The following is an 18,724-nucleotide window of genomic DNA, read 5'->3' as shown; positions in this document are numbered from 1 at the left end:
CACGAACCTGCCCGCGGCACCCCAACGCCGATAGACTGGCCAAGGGACGTCCCCCCGGGACGGGTGGGGGCTGCTTGGTGGGCTGTGCCGCGCGTATTCGTTAATCGCGCAAGGTGTCCAGAAGGGCCGCGGTCAGGTTCGGGGCCAGGTCCTTGTGCTCGATGACCTCGTCGGTCTCCCCATCGGCGCTGCGCAGCCGCAGCACGCACGCGATGGTGCCGTCGCGCAGGGCGGCGGCGACCAAGCGGGCCTCCCGGGCCTGGGGGTGCGACGCCGCGATTCGTTCCAAGGAGTCCGCGTCGTCGGGGAGGTCGGCTTCCGCCTCCGGGGGCAGCATCACGATCTCCTGGGCGAGCGCGCAGCCGTGGACCGCTTCCGGCCACATGATCGCGGCCAGCGCCGCACCCAGGTCGTCGTCGGACAACGCCTCTTGCGCGACCGGGGTCAGCGCGGCGTCCGGGTCGATCTGGCCGACCAGGTCGGGCTGCTCGCGCAGCAGGTGGGCGGTCGGCACCAGCGCGAACAGTTGAGGCGCCTGGTCCCAGCCGCCGGAGGCCACGAACTCCTCGACCTCACGGGTGGTGGCGGACAGGTCACCGGCAATAGGCATGCTCACCGACACATCGTCGCATCCCGTTCACCCGATCCGGCATCCGCCGGCGCGGTCATCCACACAATTCGGACACCTTCACGGGAACCTGAGGCCTCCCTAATAGAGTTGAACAATCAGGACGGGTCTCGACTTCCGCCCACAAGTTCTCAGCAAGCGACTCTGGAGCGTGCCAAGTGGCCACTCGGCCCCCGATCGGCCTGCCGAAGCTGTCCCGGCGCAGCCGGATATTGCTCGTCATCGGTTCGATTTTCCTCCTCTTCCTGCTGGTCGGATCGCGGCTGCTCACCACTTATGTGAACTGGCTGTGGTTCGGCGAGGTCGGGCTGCGGTCGGTGTTCACCACCGTGATCTGGACCCGGCTCGCCCTGTTCCTCGCCGTCGGCGTCCTGGTCGGCGGCCTGTTGGCGCTCAGCCTGTGGATCGCCTACCGCTCGCGGCCGGTGTTCGTGCCCGTGTCGAGCGCCGACGACCCGCTCGCGCGCTACCGATCGACCATCGTGCAGCGCGTCCGGCTCTTCGGCATCGGTGTCCCGGTGCTCGTCGGCCTGATCGCGGGCTCCGCCGCGCAGAACGACTGGCAGGTCGTTCAGCTGATGTTCAACGGCACGTCGTTCGGCATCACCGACCCGCAGTTCGGCAAGGACCTCGGCTTCTACGCCTTCACCCTGCCGTTCGTCACCTGGCTGATCAGCTGGCTGTTCGTGGCCGTGGCGCTCGCCTTCTTCGGCTCGCTCGTCATCCACTACATCTTCGGCGGCATCCGCCTCGCCGGTAAGGGCGGCCAGCTCGCCGCCCCCGCGCGCGTGCAGCTGTCGATCATCGCGGGCGTGTTCGTCCTGATCTACGCCGCGGACTACTTCTTCGAGCGCTACGAGCTGTTGTTCTCCTCCCGCAACGCCTTGTTCAGCGGCGCGACGTACACCGACCTCAACGCGGTGCTGCCCGCCAAGCTGATCCTGATGTTCATCGCGGCCTTCTGCGCCGTGGCGTTCTTCGCCGGCGCGTTCCTGCGCAACCTGCAGCTGCCCGCCATCGCGACCGCGCTGCTCGTCCTGTCGAGCATCCTGGTCGGCGCGGCGTGGCCCGCGGTCGTGCAGCAGTTCTCGGTGCGCCCGAACGAGAACGCCAAAGAGGCGATGTCGATCCAGCGCAACATCGAAGCGACCCGAGCCGCGTTCGGGTTGACTCCGGACAAGGTGACCACGGAGGACTACGCCGGCAGCACGACGGCGTCGTCCACGCAGATCCGCGCCGAACAGAGCAGCATCAACACAATCTCCAACGTGCGCCTGCTCGACCCGAACATCCTCGCGCCGACGTTCACCCAGCGCGAAGGCCGGGAGAACTTCTACGGCTTCCCGGAGAAGCTCGACGTCGACCGCTACACCATCGACGGCAAGACGCAGGACTACATCGTCGCCGCCCGCGAGATCAAGACGTCCGGCCTCACCGAGACCCAGGGCGGCTGGATCAACCGGCACATGGTGTTCACCCACGGCAACGGCTTCGTCGCCGCGCCGGCGAACACGGTCAACTCGGCCATCGAGGATTCCAGCGACCAGGGTGGCTTCCCGATCTTCAAGGTGAGCGACCTGGCCACCAAGGGGCCCATCAAGGTCGACCAGCCGCGCATCTACTACGGCGAGCTCGCCACCGACCCCTACGCGATCGTCGGCGGCAAGAACGGCGACACGCCGATGGAGTACGACACCCCCACGAGCACGGTGTCCTACGAGGGCAAGGGTGGTGTGCCGATCGACAGCTTGTTCAACAAGCTGATCTTCACGATGCACCACGCCGAGCGCAACATCCTGTTCTCGTCGCAGATCGGCGAGGGCGCGAAGATCATGTACAACCGCAACCCGCGGGACCGCGTCAGCAAGGTCGCGCCGTGGCTGACCCTCGACGGCGACCCGTACCCGGCTGTTGTCGGCGGCAAGATCACCTGGATCGTCGACGGCTACACCACGCTGGAGAACTACCCGTACGCGCAGCGCACACAGCTCGGCGAGGCCACCACGGACTCCCTGAGCGGCGTCGTGCGGCAGGACAACCGGACGATCAGCTACATCCGCAACTCCGTCAAGGCGACCGTGGACGCCTACGACGGAACGGTGTCGCTGTACGCGATCGACGAGCAGGACCCGGTCCTCAAGGCGTGGCAGAACGTCTTCCCCGGCACGGTCAAGCCGAAGTCGGAGATCTCCAAGGAACTGAGCGAGCACTTCCGCTACCCGGAAGACCTGTTCAAGGTCCAGCGTGAGCTGCTCTCGAAGTACCACGTGTCCGACGCGGTCGAGTTCTTCTCGCAGAAGACCTTCTGGAACGTCCCGACCGACCCGACCGAGGACAACAACGGCGCCGCCGCGAAGCAGCCGCCGTACTACGTCCTCGCGCAGGCGCCCGGTCAGACGAAGAACACCTTCCAGATCACCAGTGCGCTGACCCTGCTGAACCGGCAGTTCCTGGCGTCCTGGGTCTCGGTCTCGTCCGATCCCGAGGACTACGGCAAGATCCGCGTGCTGCGCCTGCCGACCACCGGCGCGTCCCAAGTGGAAGGTCCGGGACAGGTGCAGAACCGGTTCCAGACCACGCCGGAAGTCACCGAGAACCGCACGCTGTTCAACAACCCAAGCGTGCGGGTCAGATTCGGCAACCTGCTGACACTGCCGGTCGCCGGTGGGCTGCTCTACGTGGAACCGATCTACATCCAGCGCACCGACGCCAACTCCTTCCCGCAGCTGGCCCGCGTACTCGTGTCGTTCGGCAACAAGGTCGGCTTCGCGCCGACCATCAACGAGGCGCTCGACGAGGTGTTCGGCGCGGGAACCGGGGACACGGCGACCAACCCTGGCAACAACCCGCCGCCGCCGACGACGCAGCCGGGCACGACGCAGCCGCCGCCCACCACCGGTGGCGGCAGCGGCTCGGCGGAGATGGACCAGGCGGTCCAGGCCCTCAACGCGGCCATCACGCACCTGCGTGACGCCCAGAAGTCCGGCAACTTCGCCGAACAGGGCAAGGCGTTGGCCGAACTGGACGCCGCCACGAAGAAGTACGACGAGGCGAAAGCCAAGCAGGGTCAGGGATCGCCGCCCCCGTCCTCGCCTGGCGCCGCACCGTCGCCGACCCCGCCGCCCACTGGCGGCGGGTGATCCCGATCACTGGCAGGGCACCTGATTTGCACCTTTCCGTAGCCCCCGCGTACAGTTCCACTTACCGACGCGGGGTGGAGCAGCTCGGTAGCTCGCTGGGCTCATAACCCAGAGGTCGCAGGTTCAAATCCTGTCCCCGCTACGAGATCTGAGAAGACCCCCGCTCGACGCCAACGGCGCCGAGCGGGGGTCTTCTCGTATATCAGGGTCTTCTGGCTTTGCGTGTGAGAGCGTCACAGCGCCGCGGACACGGCGAAGCGGCAAAGAACTGCTCGGACCGGCCGCCGATGCGTGTGCGACCACAGGAGACCCCTGGGCGGCCCGTCCAACGCGGGAGCGCGCGCATGGGACCGCTCGTAGGCCCGCCACCAGCCCGGCGTCGCCGGAATTCACGGAACCGCACCCCGCCGAAACCCCCAGGACAGCCCCATGTAAAGTTCTCCTTACGACGCGGGGTGGAGCAGCTCGGTAGCTCGCTGGGCTCATAACCCAGAGGTCGCAGGTTCAAATCCTGTCCCCGCTACAGATGCGGAAGGCCGGTCCACACGGACCGGCCTTCTTGCTATCCGACGGACCTGATCAAGTTGAAGTATCATCAAACGGTTGGTCCACACAGGACTCTTCGCCGCAATCCGCGCATGATCCTCTTGTTGTTGAGTTCCGGCCACCTACGTTCGTAGGGAATCTGATAACAGCTCAGAATGGCCGGCGACCTAATCACGTGATCTGGCGCACATTGCGTCGATCATTCCCGGCGATCACTGATTACGACTTGCTTCCCGGACTGCGCCGAATGGGTATTCGCATTCCCGACAGGCCACTCCTTTGGGTGAGTCAGTCCTGTTGGGACCGTCCGTTCTTGCGCCAGACGGGCCCAGTGACGTGGGCTGTTCGGTTGCGTCCAAAAGTGGGGACGCCGTTTGTTTAACGATCAGCCATTGTGGACTGGGCGACCTGGCCACTGTGGACAGCGCGCCGATGTCGTGGGACCGTGGTCAGGTGTCTGAATTGAATGCAACTGCCGCGGCCCTTCTGGGTCTGCTGCACGAAGGTCCGCAGACCGGCGGCCAGCTGGTGTCCGCTGCGCGCGAGCGCTTCGGCTCGTTTTTCAGCGTCACGCGCAGCCAGGTCTATCGCGAACTGCCCGCGCTCGCCGACGACGGACTTGTCCGTCTCGGCAAGCAGGGTCCGCGGTCGAGTCAGCAGTACGTGATCACGGCCGCGGGCAAGAAGGCGTTCAAGGGTTGGCTCGGTGGCGAGCCCGGCCCTGATCACCTTCGCAGCCCGCTGATCCTGCGCCTCGTCCACGCGAGCACGCTCACCGCGAAACAGCGGGTGGCGCTGCTCGACTCCGCCAAGGTCGTCTACAACGGCGAACACGAATCCGCGAAACTGGCGGCCAAGTCCGCCGAGGATCCGTACGCCAAGGCGATCGCGGAATTCGGCATGGCGCGGGCCAAGGCAGTGCTGAAGCTGCTGGATTCGATCCCGAAGTCCTGACCGCCGCAGCGGCGGCGTCCGCGTCCGCGTAATCTCTTTCGACGTGAACCCGGACGTCGCCACTGACATCAAGGACCTCTCCGCCACGCTCGCGAGTGTCGAGGCGGTGATGGACCTCGATGGGCTGCGCGCGCAGATCGCGGATCTGGAGGAACAGGCAGCTCGTCCGGACCTTTGGGACGACCCTGACGCCGCGCAGAAGGTGACGAGCCAGCTCTCCCACCGGCAGTCCGAGCTGCGCAAGGTGGAGGAGCTGCGCTCCCGCCTCGACGACCTGCCCGTGCTCTACGAGCTGGCCGAAGAGGGCGAGGGCGACGCCGCCGCGGCGGCCGACGCCGTCGCCGAGCGCGAGAAGCTGCGGGCCGACATCTCCTCCCTGGAGGTGCGCACGCTGCTGTCCGGGGAGTACGACGAGCGTGACGCCCTGGTCACCATCCGCTCCGAGGCCGGTGGCGTCGACGCCGCCGACTTCGCCGAGATGCTCATGCGCATGTACCTGCGCTGGGCGGAGCGCCACGGCTACCCGGTCGACGTCTTCGACACGTCCTACGCCGAAGAGGCGGGCATCAAGTCGACGACGTTCCGGGTCACCGCGCCCTACGCCTACGGCACGCTGTCGGTCGAGCAGGGCACGCACCGGCTGGTCCGCATCTCGCCGTTCGACAACCAGGGCCGCAGGCAGACCTCGTTCGCCGCGGTCGAGATCACGCCGAACCTCGCCCAGACCGACCACGTCGAGATCGAGGACAAGGACCTGCGCGTCGACGTCTACCGCGCGTCCGGCCCCGGCGGGCAGGGCGTCAACACGACCGACTCGGCCGTGCGCCTGACCCACATCCCGACCGGCATCGTGGTGTCCTGCCAGAACGAGCGCTCGCAGCTGCAGAACAAGGCCTCGGCCATGGTCGTGCTGCAGTCGAAGCTGCTCGAACGCCGCAGGCAGGAGGACCAGGCCAAGATGGACGCGCTCAAGGACAGCTCCAGCGGGTCCTGGGGAAACCAGATGCGCTCCTACGTCCTGCATCCGTACCAGATGGTCAAGGACCTGCGGACGGAGTATGAGGTGGGCAACCCGTCCGCGGTGCTCGACGGCGACATCGACGGCTTCCTCGAGGCTGGGATCCGCTGGCGTCGTACCCAGTAGTCACCACGGATGCACGCACCGTCACCAGCAGAAACGCTAACCCGAGGCGAGGCAACGGCTCCATAACACGCGCGGGTAGACTCGCCCACCGTGATCCGCCTCGAACAGGTATCCAAGGTCTACAAGACCTCCACGCGGCCCGCCCTGGAGAATGTCTCGGTCGAGATCGACAAGGGTGAGTTCGTCTTCCTCATCGGCCCGTCGGGGTCGGGGAAGTCGACGTTCCTGCGCCTGTTGCTGCGCGAGGAGGTCCCCAGCAAGGGGCACGTCTACGTCGCCAACTTCGACGTCGCCCGGATGGCACGCCGCCGCGTGCCCCGGCTCCGGCAGTCCATCGGCTGCGTCTTCCAGGACTTCCGCCTCCTGGCGAACAAGACCGTCGCCGAGAACGTGGCGTTCGCGCTGGAGGTCATCGGCAAGCCACGGCACACCATCAAGAAGGTCGTGCCCGAGGTGCTCGAGCTGGTGGGCCTCGAAGGCAAGGCCGAGCGCATGCCGCACGAACTGTCCGGCGGTGAGCAGCAGCGCGTCGCCATCGCCCGGGCCTTCGTGAACCGGCCGCTGATGCTGCTGGCCGACGAGCCGACCGGAAACCTGGACCCGGACACCAGCCAGGACATCATGCTGCTGCTGGAGCGGATCAACCGCACCGGCACGACCGTGCTGATGGCCACGCACGACCACTCCATCGTGGACTCGATGCGGCGCCGCGTCGTCGAGCTCGATCTCGGCCGTGTGCTGCGCGACGACGCCCGCGGTGTCTACGGCGTCGGCCGCTGACCCACCTGCCCCCAAAGACGAGGAACACCAACCCCGATGCGTGCCAGCTTCGTGTTCAGCGAGGTCGTCACCGGCCTTCGCCGGAACATCACGATGACCATCGCGATGATCATCACGACCGCCATCTCGCTCTTCCTGCTCGGTGGTGGCCTGCTCGTCGTCCGGATGATCGATAACACCCAGGAGCTGTACCAGGACAAGGTCGAGGTCAGCGTCTACCTGACCAACGACGTGTCCGCGAACGACAAGGGCTGCACGGCGGACCCGTGCAAGGGCCTGCGGTCGTCCCTGGAGACCGACCCGGCGGTCGAGGAGGTCGTATTCGAGAACCGCGACCAGGCGTTCGAGCGGTTCAAGCGGATCTTTGAGGCGCAGCCGGAGCTGGTGAAGCTGGCCCGGCCGGAGGCGCTGCCCGCGTCGTTCCGGGTGAAGCTGGTCAACCCGGACCGGCCCGAGGTGATCACCCAGTCCTACGGCGGCAAGGCCGGGATCGACACCATCACCGACCAGAGCGAGTTCCTCGACCGGTTCTTCAACGCGCTCAACGGTGTCCGCAACGGAACGTTCTTCATCGCGGGCATCATGGCGATCGCGGCGCTGCTGCTGATCTCCAACACCGTCCAGCTCTCCGCGTTCACGCGGAAAACCGAGGTCGGCATCATGCGCCTGGTCGGCGCGACCCGGTGGTACACGCAGCTGCCGTTCCTCTTGGAAGCCGTGGTCACCGGTGTCGTCGGTGCGCTCGTCGCGATCGGAATGCTGGTGATGGGCAAGGTCGCCTTCGCCGACGACGTGCTCGCCGACCCGATCCAGGCCGGGGTGGTGAAGTCGGTCGACGCTTCGGACATCGCGCTGGTCTCGCCGATCCTGCTGCTGATCGCAGTGGTCATCTCGGCGATCACCGGCTACGTCACCCTGCGCCTGTACGTCCGCACGTGACAATCCCGTCGCTGCCCGTTCCCCGCCGCACGTAGAGTCACGCGTCATGGCAAGGGAAAAGGGTCAGAAGGTGATCGTGTCGAACCGCAAGGCTCGGCACGATTACGCGGTCCTCGACACCTTCGAGGCGGGGGTCGTCCTGGTCGGAACCGAGGTCAAGAGCCTGCGCGAGGGGCGTGCGTCGCTGGTGGACGCGTTCGCGACGGTCGACGACGGCGAAGTGTGGCTGCGCAACCTGCACATCCCGGAGTACACCCAGGGCACCTGGACCAACCACGAGCCGCGGCGCACGCGCAAGCTGCTGCTGCACAAGGGTGAGATCGAGCGGCTGATCGGCAAGATCAAGGAGTCCGGCCTGTCGCTGGTGCCGCTGTCGATGTACTTCAAGGACGGCAAGGTCAAGGTCGAACTCGCGCTGGCGAAGGGCAAGAAGTCCTACGACAAGCGCCAGGACTTGGCCAAGCGCGACGCCCAGCGCGAGATCAGCAAGGCCTTCGGCCGAGCGGCGAAGGGCATGTGAACGGGGCCGCCCCGGCCCGCTGAGCCTTGCTCGCTGTGGGCGAACACGATGTGGAAACAAGTGGAGCACTCTCGAGGTTGAGTAAGTCAGACTCAACTTTGGAGGGTGATCCACATGGCCGAGGCGTTCACGCTTCCGGTGCTTCCGCTCGACGACACGGTCCTGCTGCCCGGCATGGTGGTGCCGATCAGGATCGGCGGTACGGACATCGCGGGCGAGGTGCGCGCGGCGGTGGAGGCCGCGCAGGCGTCCGCTGAGGACGACAAGCCGCGGGTGCTGCTCGTCCCCCGACTCGACGGCAAGTACGCCCGCTACGGCACGCTCGGCGTGGTGGAGCAGGTCGGCAGGCTGCCCGGCGGCGAACTCGCCGCGGTGGTCCGCGGCACCGGCCGGGTCCGCATCGGCGCGGGCACGACCGGGCCGGGCGCCGCTCTGTGGGTGCAGGCCGAACTGGCCGAGGAGCAGATCGGTGAGCGCGCCGAGGAACTGTCCCGCGAATACAAGGCGCTGGTGACGACGATCCTGCAGCAGCGCGGGTCGTGGCAGGTGGTCGACACCGTCGCGCAGGTCGACGACCCGGCCGCGCTCGCCGACCTCGCCGGGTACGCCTCCTACCTGTCCGACGAGCAGAAGGTGTGGCTGCTGGAGACCACCGACGTGGTCACCCGGCTGGAGAAGCTGATCGAGTGGGGCCGCGAGCACCTGGCCGAACTCGATGTCGCCGAGACGATCCGCAAGGACGTCAAGGAGGGCATGGAGAAGCAGCAGCGGGAGTTCCTGCTGCGCCGGCAGCTCGCCGCGGTGCGCAAGGAACTGGCTGAGCTGGAGGGCAAGCCCGCGTCCGAGGAGCAGGACTATCGCGCCCGGGTGGAGGCGGCCGACCTGCCGGAGAAGGTGCGCGACGCCGCGTTGTCCGAAGTGGACAAGTTGGAGCGGACGTCGGAGCAGTCGCCGGAGGTGGGCTGGATCCGCACGTGGCTCGACACCGTCCTCGACCTCCCGTGGAACACACGAACCGATGACGCATACGACATCGCGGGCGCACGGGCGATCCTTGACGCTGACCACGCGGGTCTCGACGACGTGAAGGACCGGATCATCGAGTACCTGGCCGTGCGCAAGCGGCGTGACGAGCGTGGGCTCGGTGTGGTCGGCGGCAGGCGCAGCGGCGCGGTGCTGGCGCTGGCCGGTCCGCCCGGGGTCGGCAAGACGTCGCTGGGCGAGTCGGTGGCCCGGGCGATGGGCCGCGAGTTCGTCCGGGTCGCCCTCGGCGGTGTCCGCGACGAGGCGGAGATCCGCGGGCACCGGCGCACCTACGTCGGCGCTCTGCCCGGCCGGATCGTCCGCGCCATCAGCGAAGCGGGCTCGATGAACCCCGTGGTGCTGCTCGACGAGATCGACAAGGTGGGCTCGGACTACCGCGGCGACCCGACGGCCGCGCTGCTCGAAGTCCTCGACCCGGCGCAGAACCACACGTTCCGCGACCACTACCTGGAGGTCGAGCTCGACCTGTCCGATGTGGTCTTCCTGGCCACGGCGAACGTCATCGAGCAGATCCCGGCGCCGCTGCTCGACCGGATGGAGCTGGTCCGGCTCGACGGGTACACCGAGGACGAGAAGGTCGTCATCGCCGCCGGCCACCTGCTGCCCAGGCAGTTGGAACGGGCGGGCCTGACCGCCGAGGAGGTGTCGGTCGACGAGGCCGCGCTGCGCCTGCTGGCCGGGGAGTACACCCGGGAAGCCGGTGTGCGGCAACTGGAACGGGCGATCGCGCGCATCCTGCGCAAGGTCACCGCGCAGCTGGCGCTCGGCTCGGCGGAGCTGCCGCTGACCGTCGGCGCCGGGGATCTGCGTGGCTACCTCGGGAGTCCGAAACACACTCCCGAGTCGGCTGAGCGCACCTCGGTTCCCGGTGTGTCCACTGGCCTCGCGGTGACGGGTGCGGGCGGCGACGTGTTGTTCGTTGAGGCGTCGCTGGCGGAGAAAGGCACCGGCTCGAGTGGAGTGACCCTGACCGGTCAATTGGGTGATGTCATGAAGGAATCCGCGCAGATCGCATTGTCCTATCTGCGGTCACACGGGCCGGAATTGGGATTGCCGGTCGCCGAATTGGCCGACCGCGGCGTCCACGTCCACGTGCCCGCGGGCGCGGTCCCGAAGGACGGGCCGAGTGCCGGGGTCACCATGACCACGGCGCTGGCGTCGCTGCTCTCGGGCAGGCCGGTGCGGTCGGAGGTGGCGATGACCGGTGAGGTGTCGCTGACCGGGCGGGTGCTGCCGATTGGCGGGGTGAAGCAGAAACTGCTGGCCGCGCACCGGGCGGGAATCACCACTGTGTTGCTGCCGCGGCGCAACGAGCCGGACCTGGACGACGTGCCCGAGTCGGTGCGCGAGGCCCTGACCGTGCACTTCGTCGGTGACGTCCGGGAGGTGCTGGAACTGGCCCTGGCACCCGCCGGGGAGGCCGTGCTCGCCGCGTGACGCGTATTTGGGCCATAGCTCGGGAACCATTGTTTCCGCGCTATGGCCCAATCGAATTCTGTGAGGGTTTTCCCTTAAGTCCGACAGTTCATATCGATGTGCTGAACAGCGGTTTCCGACGGGTAGCGCTGGTCAATAAAGTGAATTCGCGACACCGTCGAAATCCCTGCGTCTCCGCCGCCCGCCAGCGGGCCGACGGCGGAGGCCCTGCATGAGGGAGACCTTCGATGGGACAAGTTCGCCCGGCCCGGCTACGCCGCTTCGGTGTGCCCGGCCTGATCACCGCCCTGGCGTTGGGTGTGTTGACACCCACCGCCGCGGCTGAGGGCATCGTGCTCGGCGCCGACCGCGCCGACGCGGTCAAGGACAGCTACATCGTCGTCGTGAAGGACAGCGCCGCACCGAGATCCGCGTCCGCGCGGACCGCGGCGGCGCTGACCGGCAAGTACGGCGGCTCCGTCACGGTGGCGTGGCAGCACGCCGTGAACGGGTACTCCGCGCGGATGACGGCGGGACAGGCGCGCAGACTCGCGGCCGACCCCGCCGTCGCCATGGTCGAGCAGGACGCGCTGGTGAAGGTCAGCGAAGACCAACTCAACCCGCCGTCGTGGGGATTGAACCGGGTCGACCAGCGGAACCTGCCGTTGGACAACAAGTACAGCTACGGCACGCGGGCGTCGAACGTGACGGCCTACGTGATCGACACCGGCGTCCGCGTCTCGCACAGCACCTTCGAGGGCCGGGCGACGTGGGGCACGAACACGGTGGACAGCAACAACACCGACTGCCACGGGCACGGCACGCACGTAGCGGGCACGGTGGGCGGCAAGGAATACGGCGTCGCGAAGGGCGTCAAGGTCGTCGCGGTCAAGGTGCTCAACTGCTCCGGGTCCGGCTCGAACACCGGGGTGATCAGCGGTGTCGACTGGGTGACCCGCAACGCGGTGAAACCCGCTGTGGCCAACATGAGTCTCGGCGGCGGGGCGGCGGCCTCGCTCGACACGGCGGTCCGCAACTCGATCGCCGCGGGCATCACGTACGCGCTCGCGTCGGGCAACGACAACGGGAACGCCTGCAACTACTCGCCCGCCCGCGTCACCGAGGGCATCACGGTCAACGCGTCCGACCGCAATGACGCGCGCGCCAGCTTCTCCAACTTCGGCACCTGCACCGACATCTTCGCGCCTGGCGTGGGGATCATGTCGGCCTGGATGACCAACGACACCGCGACGAACACCATCAGCGGCACGTCGATGGCCGCGCCGCACGTCGCCGGAGCGGCGGCGGTCTGGCTGGGCAACCGGCCGTCGGACACCCCGGCGCAGGTGCAGGCGGGCCTGATCGCGGCGTCGACGCCGAACAAGGTCACCAACCCGGGCACGGGGTCGCCGAACCGGCTGCTCTACATCGACCCGGGCACACCGTCGAACCCGGTCGCACTGCCGAGTCCGGGGAACCAGACCGGAACCGTCGGGGTCGCGACGAGCGTCAAGCTCTCCGCCACCGGAGGCACGGCGCCGTACACCTGGTCGGGCACCGGGCTGCCGCCGGGAATCGCGGTGGGGCCGAGCACGACGCAGTCGGTCGCGGTCGAGGGCACGCCCACCGCGGCGGGCTCCTACAACGCCTCGGTGACGGTCAAGGACAGCGCGGGCACGACGGCGACGGCCAACTTCACGTGGACTGTCACCGGCGGCGGGCAGCTCACGCTGCCGAGTCCGGGTGATCAGACCGGGAAGGTCGGGGTGGACACGGGGGTGAAGCTGGTCGTCTCGGGCGGCACCGCGCCGTACACGTGGACCGCTACTGGATTGCCGGGCGGCATCGCGCTGAACCCGACCGACACCGATGTCGCGATCATCGGTGGGACGCCTACGACCGCGGGGGCTTTCGCGGTGAAGGTGGACGTTCGTGACAGCTCCGGTGCCACCGCTTCGGCTTCGTTCAAGTGGACGATCGAGGGCGGTGGGGGAGACCTCACGCTGCCGAACCCTGGTGATCAGACTGGTGCCGTCGGCGTGGAAGCCGGGGTCAAGCTGGCTGTCTCCGGTGGTACTGGGCCGTATGCGTGGTCGGCCTCCGGGCTGCCTGCGGGGATTTCGCTGCAGCCGGGGGATACCGACCGGGCTGTGTTGTCCGGGACGCCTTCGGCCGCGGGGGTTTTCGCGGTGAAGGTGGATGTTCGTGACAGCTCTGGTGGCAGTGCTTCTGCCTCGTTCACCTGGACGGTGACTGGTGGTTCTTGTCCGCCTGCGCAGAAGGTGGTGAACCCCGGTTTCGAGTCTGGTGTCACCGGGTGGACTTCGTCGGTGAATGTCATTGGGCAGCACAGTGCTTATCCCGCGCATGGTGGGACGTGGAGTGCTTGGCTTGGTGGGTGGGGCTCGGCCAGCAATGAGTCGTTCGCACAGGCTGTGGCTGTGCCCGCGGGCTGTTCAACCGCGAAGCTGTCGTTCTGGCTGCTCATCGATACCGATGAGGATGAGCCGACTGTCTATGACCGGATGACTGTTTCGGTCGGTGGCAAGACGTTGGGGTCGTTCTCCAATGTCGATGCTTCGGGGTATCGGCAGGTTACGTATGACGTGGCGGAATTCGCCGGGCAGACGGTGACTGTGCAGTTCGCGTCCACTGAGGACAGTAACTTGCAGACGTCGTTCTTGGTGGACGATGTGACTGTGTCAGTTGGGTGATTCCTTGGGCGGCAAGGGTTTTCCCTTGCCGCCCTTGGCAACTATGCGCGTTCCAGGAACGTCAGTACCGCACGGACTCGGCGGTGTTCGACGCTGCTGGGTTCAAGGCCCAGCTTCGAGAAGATGTTGCCCACGTGCTTCTCCACGGCGCCGTCCGAGACCGTCAGGGCATTGGCGATGGCCACATTGGACAGTCCTTGGGCCATCAGGCCGAGCACCTCTCGTTCACGGGGTGTCAGTAGGTCGATCGGGTTGCGGCGTCCTCTGGCCATGAGCTGCGCGATCACCTCCTGATCGATGCACGTTCCGCCGTTGGCGACGCGCCGGACGGCGTCGACGAATTCCGCGACGTCGGCCACCCGTTCCTTGAGTAGGTAGCCGACGCCGCCCGCGCCGCCTGCCAGCAGCTCGACCGCGTAGCGCTCCTCGACGTATTGGGAGAGCACCAGGACCGGTAGGCCGGGCAGTTCCACGCGGGCCCGCAGTGCCGCTCGGAGGCCCTCGTCGGTGAAGCTTGGGGGCATTCGGACGTCGACAATCGCCAGGTCCGGGCGATGCTCGGTGACCGCGGTGAGGAGGCTGTCGCCGTCCTCCACCGCTGCCACCGTCTCGATGCCCTCGTCTGCGAGTAGGCGGGTGACGCCGACGCGCAGCAGTACGGAGTCTTCGGCGATCACCACGCGCACGGGAGGTCCGCCCTGATCACTGTCGGCCCGCCGAGGGGGCTCACCACTGTCATCACACCGTCAATCGTGGCAGCGCGGTCGGCTAAGCCCGCGAGCCCACCCCCGGGGCGCAGGTTCGCGCCGCCGGTGCCGTTGTCGGTGATCTCGACGACGACCTGGTCGCCGACGGGTCGTTCCTCGCGCCAGACGCGGATCATGGCCGTGGTGGCGCCCGCGTGTTTGGCGATGTTGGTCAGTGACTCGCCCACGATGAAGTACGCGGTGCTCTCCACCGCGGCGGGCGGGCGCGGGTCGACGGTCACGGTCACCTCCACCGGCACCGGACACCTTGCCGCCAGCGAGGACAGGGCCGCGTCGAGGCCCCGGTCGCCCAGGACGGCCGGGTAGATGCCGCGGGCGAGGTCGCGCAGTTCGGCGACGGCCAGTTTGGCGTCGGCATGGGCCTCGTCGATCAGGCTGCGGGCGCCCTCGGGGTCGGCGTTGAACTTGCCCTTCGCCCGGCCCAACCCCATCGCCACCGCCACGAGCCGCTGCTGGGCGCCGTCGTGCAGGTCCCGCTCGATGCGGCGCCGCTCGGCCTCCGCGGCGTCGACCCCGCGGGCCCGGGAGGCCTGCAGCCGCTCGGCCTTCGCGGTGAGGTCGGCCGTGCGGTCCGGCCCGAGCATTGCCACGGCGAGCTGCGAGTGCAGCCAGGCGTAGCGCGGGGCCACCCACAGGGCCAGCGGGACCAGCGGGATGCTCGCGACGGCGAGGGTGAACCCGATGATGGACAGCGGGAACTCCAGCATCAGGTACAGGAAGTCCCGCCACGTTCGGCGGTCGGTGAGCAGGGTCCGCCACTGCCGCAGCATGCCCTCGCCCGGGTCGGCGAGCACCGGCTCCGCGGGAAGGTCGGCGCCGGTCAGCGTCCGCGCCCAGTACCGGTGCGCGTTGCCGAAGGCCCGGGCGGACACCGCCGCACCGACCAGGATGACGACCCCCACCCAGATGATCACCGTCGAGACGCCCACGCACATCAGGACCACGGTCGTCACGAACGTGAACAGGCTCAGCGGGAAAGCGCCCAGCAGATAGGCGATGGAAGCCACCGGATGCGGATACTGCCGCGTCGTCACATCACACCCCCGGTCACAGGCTGCCAGGACCCGGCCGGTGGGCGCACCGGACCCAGCATGACCCTGGCGAACCGAGCGTGCGCCGCCCCCATGCCCTTGGTCAACGCGACCGTGCAGGCCAGCAGCAGCACCCCCAGCGCCGCGAACGGCAGCGCCTCGACGGTCGAGTCCACCACGATCCACGGGCGGTCCCAGTCCCACATGCGGTAGCTGCCGGTCGGCAGGTAGCGGAAGTACACCGGCAGGAAGACCAGGCTCAGCGAGGTCGCCCAGAACGACACCATGATGGTGAACTCGGCGATGCCCACCGGCAGCAACAGGATGAAGTACGTCAGGCTCTTCCAGGTGGCGGCGTCCTTCACCCGCGCCTGCCACCGCTTTGTCTCCGGCAGCGGCTCGTGCGGGCCGGCGATGTAGGTGTCGAGCAGGGCGTAGACCCGGGCCCGCTCCACTTGGCCACCCCCGCGGCACAGCACCACCGCCAACGCCAGCAACGGCAGCCCCACCCACACCACAGCGGTGCCGATACCCACCGTGAACAGCACAACCAGGACCACGAACGCCGTGATCCCCACCACCAGATTCATCAACAAAAACGCCAACGCCCCGAACAACGGCGGCGCGGGCCGGGTGCCGTCACTGTGGATCGTGGTCATGTTCGTCCCCTCTCGTCTGGACCAAGCATCACGGCCCGGGATGGCGCGAACCATGGGGTCGACCACCGGCCCGAAGGTGGGGCTAACCCCACCTTCGGGAAACCGGAATGAACTGGCGGGGACGACGCGTTATCCTGGTGGAGAACATCCACGAGGGGGTGAACGGTTTCGACTCTGGACGTCGATTCAGTGGGAAGCGTGCCGGTGCAGGCGAGATGACCACCGTAAGCGTCGCTCGCAAACCAATAAGCGCCGAAACTAACGTTCGCGCTGACTACGACCTCGCTGCCTAAGTAGCGGGTCGGGTCTGTCGGCCCAGGGATGCCTCCGCCCTGGATCCCGGCATCAGCTAGGAGGACTACCGCCAGCCTCGGTCACGGGGGTTGGTTGGGAAACAAACAGTGACTGGGCTCGTCACACCGGCTTGTTCGCGTGACCGGTGGGGCCAAGTAGAGACAAGGCGGACTGCGCACGGAGAAGCCCTGATGAAGCGACAGAGGACCCGGGTTCGATTCCCGGCACCTCCACGAAGGTCTCTGACCTGCGGTTTCACGATTGAATCGTGAAGCCGTTCGAACCGGAACAAGCCCCGGCCGCACCTGATGCGCCGGGGCTTGTTGTCATTTGGCGACAGCTCAACACCCGCTCAGCGGCATGAGAGTGCGTTTGGCGATGTCCGTGTTTGCGAGTGTTGACGGGTCTGGGTGAACGGCGGTGCGCCGTGTTGTCACGAGCTGGTGGCTGTCTGCGATCGTAGGGTCATGGAGATCGAGTTGGCGGATGCGGTTTCGGCTCTGCGTGATGAGTTGCTGGAGGCGGCTTCCCGCGCTGGGGAGTCTGCGGTGGGTTTCGTGGTGGGGCCGATCGAGTTGGAGTTGAGGGGCCCCGCGTTCTCCGGACAGCTCGTCGGTGAGATTCCTATGCTGCGAGCTGGGTATTGAGGAAATCGTTGTGGACCTCAAGTGGCGTCCGGTATCCGATTGCGGAGTGGAGTCGGGTCCGATTGTAGAACCCTTCGACGTATGCGACAACGGCCTGGCGCGCTTCGGCTCGTGTGGCGAATGTCATGTGGTGCAGCCATTCGTTCTTCAGTGCGGAGAAGAACGATTCGGCCATCGCATTGTCCCAGCAGACACCGGTCCTGCCGACCGATTGACGCATTCCCAAGGCGGTGAGATGGGCGGCGTAGTCGTAAGAGGTGTAATTGGAACCCCGGTCGGAGTGGAAAATGCAGTCACGCTCGATGGTGATCGTGACGGCGGCATTATCGAGCGCGGCCCGGATCAGCGATGTCCGGTAGTGATCGCCCATGGACCATCCGACGATCATTTTCGAGTAGCAGTCGATCACCGTCGCCAGATAGAGAAACCCCTCGCCGGTCGCGATATACGTGATGTCGCCGACCAGCTTCGTTCCCGGCGCGTCGGCGGTGAAGTCCCGTGCGACCAGGTCGGGGATCCGTTGGCCGGTGCCGGCCTCGGTAGTGGACGGCCGCCACGGCTTCGGCTGCCTGGTGACCAGCCCCGACTCGCGCATCAACGCCCGCACCAGCTCCTGGCTGACCTGGACGCCGGAGCGGGCCAGGACGGCGTGCACCCGGCGGTGCCCGTAGACATGGTGGTTCGCGTCGAACACCGCGGTGATCATGTCTTGCAGGGCTCGCCTGCGCGTCGAGGTCGCGCTTTCGGGGCGATTTCTCCATTCGTAGAGTCCCGCGCGGGAAACCGACATCCAGGCACACATCCTGCTGATCGGATAGCTGTCCTTCTCGCCGTCGATGAACTCGTACTTCGAGGTCACCGATATTCCTGGGCGAAGAAGGCCGCCGCTTTTCCCAGGAACTCGGTACGCATCCGCAGCTCCTGGTTCTCGCGTTCGAGTTCACGCAACCGAGCGCGTTCGCTCACGGTCAAAGGCTCCTCGTCGACCGGATGCTTCCGCCGGTACTGGGCAACCCAATTCGCCAAGGTGCCCTCATTTACGCCGAGTTCCCGCGCCACCTGAGCGACCGGACGAGGTGGCTGTGAATTGACCACCATCTTCACGGCCTCATCCCGAAACTCGGGCGAGAACTTCCTGCGCTTCTCTGCCATCGATCATCCTTCCGTACAGACCGACCTTAATAGGTCAGCTGTCCGGAAACTCAGGGGCTCCTCAAGTTCTCCGTCGAGTTGAAGGCGGACGTGAAGGTCAAGAGCGGGTTCAAGGCGTGGGTGGTGTCGGCTGACGTGGAGGGTGGGGTCTCGCGGGGTCGGACGCACAAGGTGAAGGTGACGCTGCGTCCGCAGGACGAGCAGGGTCAGGATCTGCGGGTCAGTGGGAACATGGCACGCCGGTCGGGTGCCCCGGTGGAGCGGATCGAGGGCTGAGCGCGGTGAAGGCCGGCCGGGTGGTGTGTGTGCAGGGCGCTGTCGGCCCGGGTTCGGGTTATGTGGTGGGCCC

14 protein-coding genes, 2 tRNA genes, 1 other RNA gene and 1 pseudogene are annotated in these 18,724 nt (G+C 67.1%); 13 read left to right on the top strand and 5 right to left on the bottom strand.

From position 1 onward, the window contains the following. Window positions 1-100: 100 nt before the first annotated feature. A complete protein-coding gene (locus ACUZ2Y_RS14100) occupies window positions 101-610 on the bottom strand; it encodes a PPA1309 family protein (protein ID WP_476331797.1) in 510 nt (169 codons plus the stop codon). 176 nt (window positions 611-786) lie between these two features. On the opposite strand from ACUZ2Y_RS14100, the gene ACUZ2Y_RS14095 reads away from it, so the two are divergent. The 10 genes from ACUZ2Y_RS14095 to ACUZ2Y_RS14050 all read left to right on the top strand — a co-directional run bounded on the left by ACUZ2Y_RS14095 (window position 787) and on the right by ACUZ2Y_RS14050 (window position 13,825). Then, complete coding sequence (locus ACUZ2Y_RS14095; RefSeq protein ID WP_476330986.1) at window positions 787-3,768, top strand: UPF0182 family protein; 2,982 nt, start codon at window positions 787-789, stop codon at window positions 3,766-3,768. Window positions 3,769-3,836: 68 nt separating this feature from the next. Next, window positions 3,837-3,910 (top strand) — tRNA-Met (locus ACUZ2Y_RS14090). Between the two features lie 307 nt (window positions 3,911-4,217). Then, window positions 4,218-4,291 (top strand) — tRNA-Met (locus ACUZ2Y_RS14085). A gap of 476 nt (window positions 4,292-4,767) precedes the next feature. Further along, window positions 4,768-5,268 (top strand): PadR family transcriptional regulator, encoded by a 501-nt coding sequence (locus ACUZ2Y_RS14080; RefSeq protein ID WP_091374211.1) that lies wholly within the window; start codon window positions 4,768-4,770, stop codon window positions 5,266-5,268. A gap of 43 nt (window positions 5,269-5,311) precedes the next feature. Further along, the gene (gene prfB / locus ACUZ2Y_RS14075; RefSeq protein ID WP_476330983.1) at window positions 5,312-6,412 is read left to right on the top strand and encodes a peptide chain release factor 2; all 1,101 of its coding nucleotides are present in this window, start codon (window positions 5,312-5,314) and stop codon (window positions 6,410-6,412) included. A 90-nt stretch (window positions 6,413-6,502) separates the two neighbouring features. Beyond that, on the top strand, window positions 6,503-7,192 hold the full coding sequence (ftsE, locus tag ACUZ2Y_RS14070; protein ID WP_476330980.1) for a cell division ATP-binding protein FtsE: 690 nt from the start codon (window positions 6,503-6,505) through the stop codon (window positions 7,190-7,192). Between the two features lie 36 nt (window positions 7,193-7,228). After that, window positions 7,229-8,131: a permease-like cell division protein FtsX gene (ftsX, locus tag ACUZ2Y_RS14065; protein WP_476330978.1), complete on the top strand. Its 903-nt coding sequence runs from the start codon at window positions 7,229-7,231 to the stop codon at window positions 8,129-8,131. 46 nt (window positions 8,132-8,177) lie between these two features. Further along, window positions 8,178-8,651, top strand: coding sequence for an SsrA-binding protein SmpB (gene smpB / locus ACUZ2Y_RS14060; protein ID WP_091373415.1), 474 nt, complete (start codon window positions 8,178-8,180; stop codon window positions 8,649-8,651). Between the two features lie 114 nt (window positions 8,652-8,765). Further along, window positions 8,766-11,132 carry an endopeptidase La gene (lon, locus tag ACUZ2Y_RS14055; RefSeq protein WP_476330975.1) on the top strand — a complete coding sequence of 789 codons (2,367 nt, stop codon included), beginning with the start codon at window positions 8,766-8,768 and terminating at the stop codon, window positions 11,130-11,132. A gap of 227 nt (window positions 11,133-11,359) precedes the next feature. Next, window positions 11,360-13,825, top strand: a complete 2,466-nt coding sequence (locus ACUZ2Y_RS14050) for a S8 family serine peptidase (protein WP_476330972.1) — start codon at window positions 11,360-11,362, stop codon at window positions 13,823-13,825. Window positions 13,826-13,866: 41 nt separating this feature from the next. Here ACUZ2Y_RS14050 and ACUZ2Y_RS14045 read toward each other — a convergent pair whose 3' ends face one another. The 3 genes from ACUZ2Y_RS14045 to ACUZ2Y_RS14035 are packed head-to-tail and all read right to left on the bottom strand — an operon-like array spanning window position 13,867 to window position 16,282. Next, window positions 13,867-14,511, bottom strand: coding sequence for a response regulator transcription factor (locus ACUZ2Y_RS14045; protein WP_476330969.1), 645 nt, complete (start codon window positions 14,509-14,511; stop codon window positions 13,867-13,869). Then, on the bottom strand, window positions 14,499-15,599 hold the full coding sequence (locus tag ACUZ2Y_RS14040) for a sensor histidine kinase (RefSeq protein ID WP_476330966.1): 1,101 nt from the start codon (window positions 15,597-15,599) through the stop codon (window positions 14,499-14,501). Before ACUZ2Y_RS14040 ends, ACUZ2Y_RS14045 begins: the two co-directional genes overlap by 13 nt. Before the next feature lie 23 nt (window positions 15,600-15,622). Further along, a complete protein-coding gene (locus ACUZ2Y_RS14035) occupies window positions 15,623-16,282 on the bottom strand; it encodes a sensor domain-containing protein (protein WP_476330963.1) in 660 nt (219 codons plus the stop codon). Window positions 16,283-16,436: 154 nt separating this feature from the next. Here ACUZ2Y_RS14035 and ssrA point away from each other — a divergent pair. Then, window positions 16,437-16,812, top strand: a transfer-messenger RNA (tmRNA) gene (ssrA, locus tag ACUZ2Y_RS14030). Window positions 16,813-17,043: 231 nt separating this feature from the next. Beyond that, entirely contained in the window at window positions 17,044-17,223 is a 180-nt protein-coding gene (locus tag ACUZ2Y_RS14025) for a trypco2 family protein (protein WP_476330960.1), read from the top strand. Here the strand turns inward: ACUZ2Y_RS14025 and ACUZ2Y_RS14020 are convergent. Further along, window positions 17,201-18,375, bottom strand: a protein-coding gene (locus ACUZ2Y_RS14020; protein ID WP_476330957.1) for an IS3 family transposase whose coding sequence is annotated in 2 segments (ribosomal slippage) — window positions 17,201-18,117 and window positions 18,117-18,375 — 1,176 coding nt in all. Because the reading frame shifts where the segments join, the coding sequence is not laid out codon by codon here. The genes ACUZ2Y_RS14025 and ACUZ2Y_RS14020 overlap by 23 nt on opposite strands. Before the next feature lie 72 nt (window positions 18,376-18,447). Here ACUZ2Y_RS14020 and ACUZ2Y_RS14015 point away from each other — a divergent pair. Continuing rightward, window positions 18,448-18,651, top strand: a pseudogene (locus ACUZ2Y_RS14015) (trypco2 family protein); the annotation flags it as partial. Between the last annotated feature and the right edge of the window lie 73 nt (window positions 18,652-18,724).

Source organism: Actinokineospora sp. UV203, from assembly GCF_056323665.1.
The sequence above is the reverse complement of the archived record's forward strand: the minus strand, read 5'-3'. Positions and strand labels throughout refer to the sequence as shown.

What these genes read in the sequence shown, in the direction of transcription:
- ftsX (WP_476330978.1), top strand. Translation starts at nt 7,229, where the DNA reads ATGCGTGCCAGCTTCGTGTTCAGCGAGGTCGTCACCGGCCTTCGCCGG.
- ACUZ2Y_RS14035 (WP_476330963.1), bottom strand. Translation starts at nt 16,282, where the DNA reads ATGACCACGATCCACAGTGACGGCACCCGGCCCGCGCCGCCGTTGTTC.
- ACUZ2Y_RS14025 (WP_476330960.1), top strand. Translation starts at nt 17,044, where the DNA reads ATGGAGATCGAGTTGGCGGATGCGGTTTCGGCTCTGCGTGATGAGTTG.
- lon (WP_476330975.1), top strand. Translation starts at nt 8,766, where the DNA reads ATGGCCGAGGCGTTCACGCTTCCGGTGCTTCCGCTCGACGACACGGTC.
- smpB (WP_091373415.1), top strand. Translation starts at nt 8,178, where the DNA reads ATGGCAAGGGAAAAGGGTCAGAAGGTGATCGTGTCGAACCGCAAGGCT.
- ACUZ2Y_RS14050 (WP_476330972.1), top strand. Translation starts at nt 11,360, where the DNA reads ATGGGACAAGTTCGCCCGGCCCGGCTACGCCGCTTCGGTGTGCCCGGC.
- ACUZ2Y_RS14100 (WP_476331797.1), bottom strand. Translation starts at nt 610, where the DNA reads ATGCCTATTGCCGGTGACCTGTCCGCCACCACCCGTGAGGTCGAGGAG.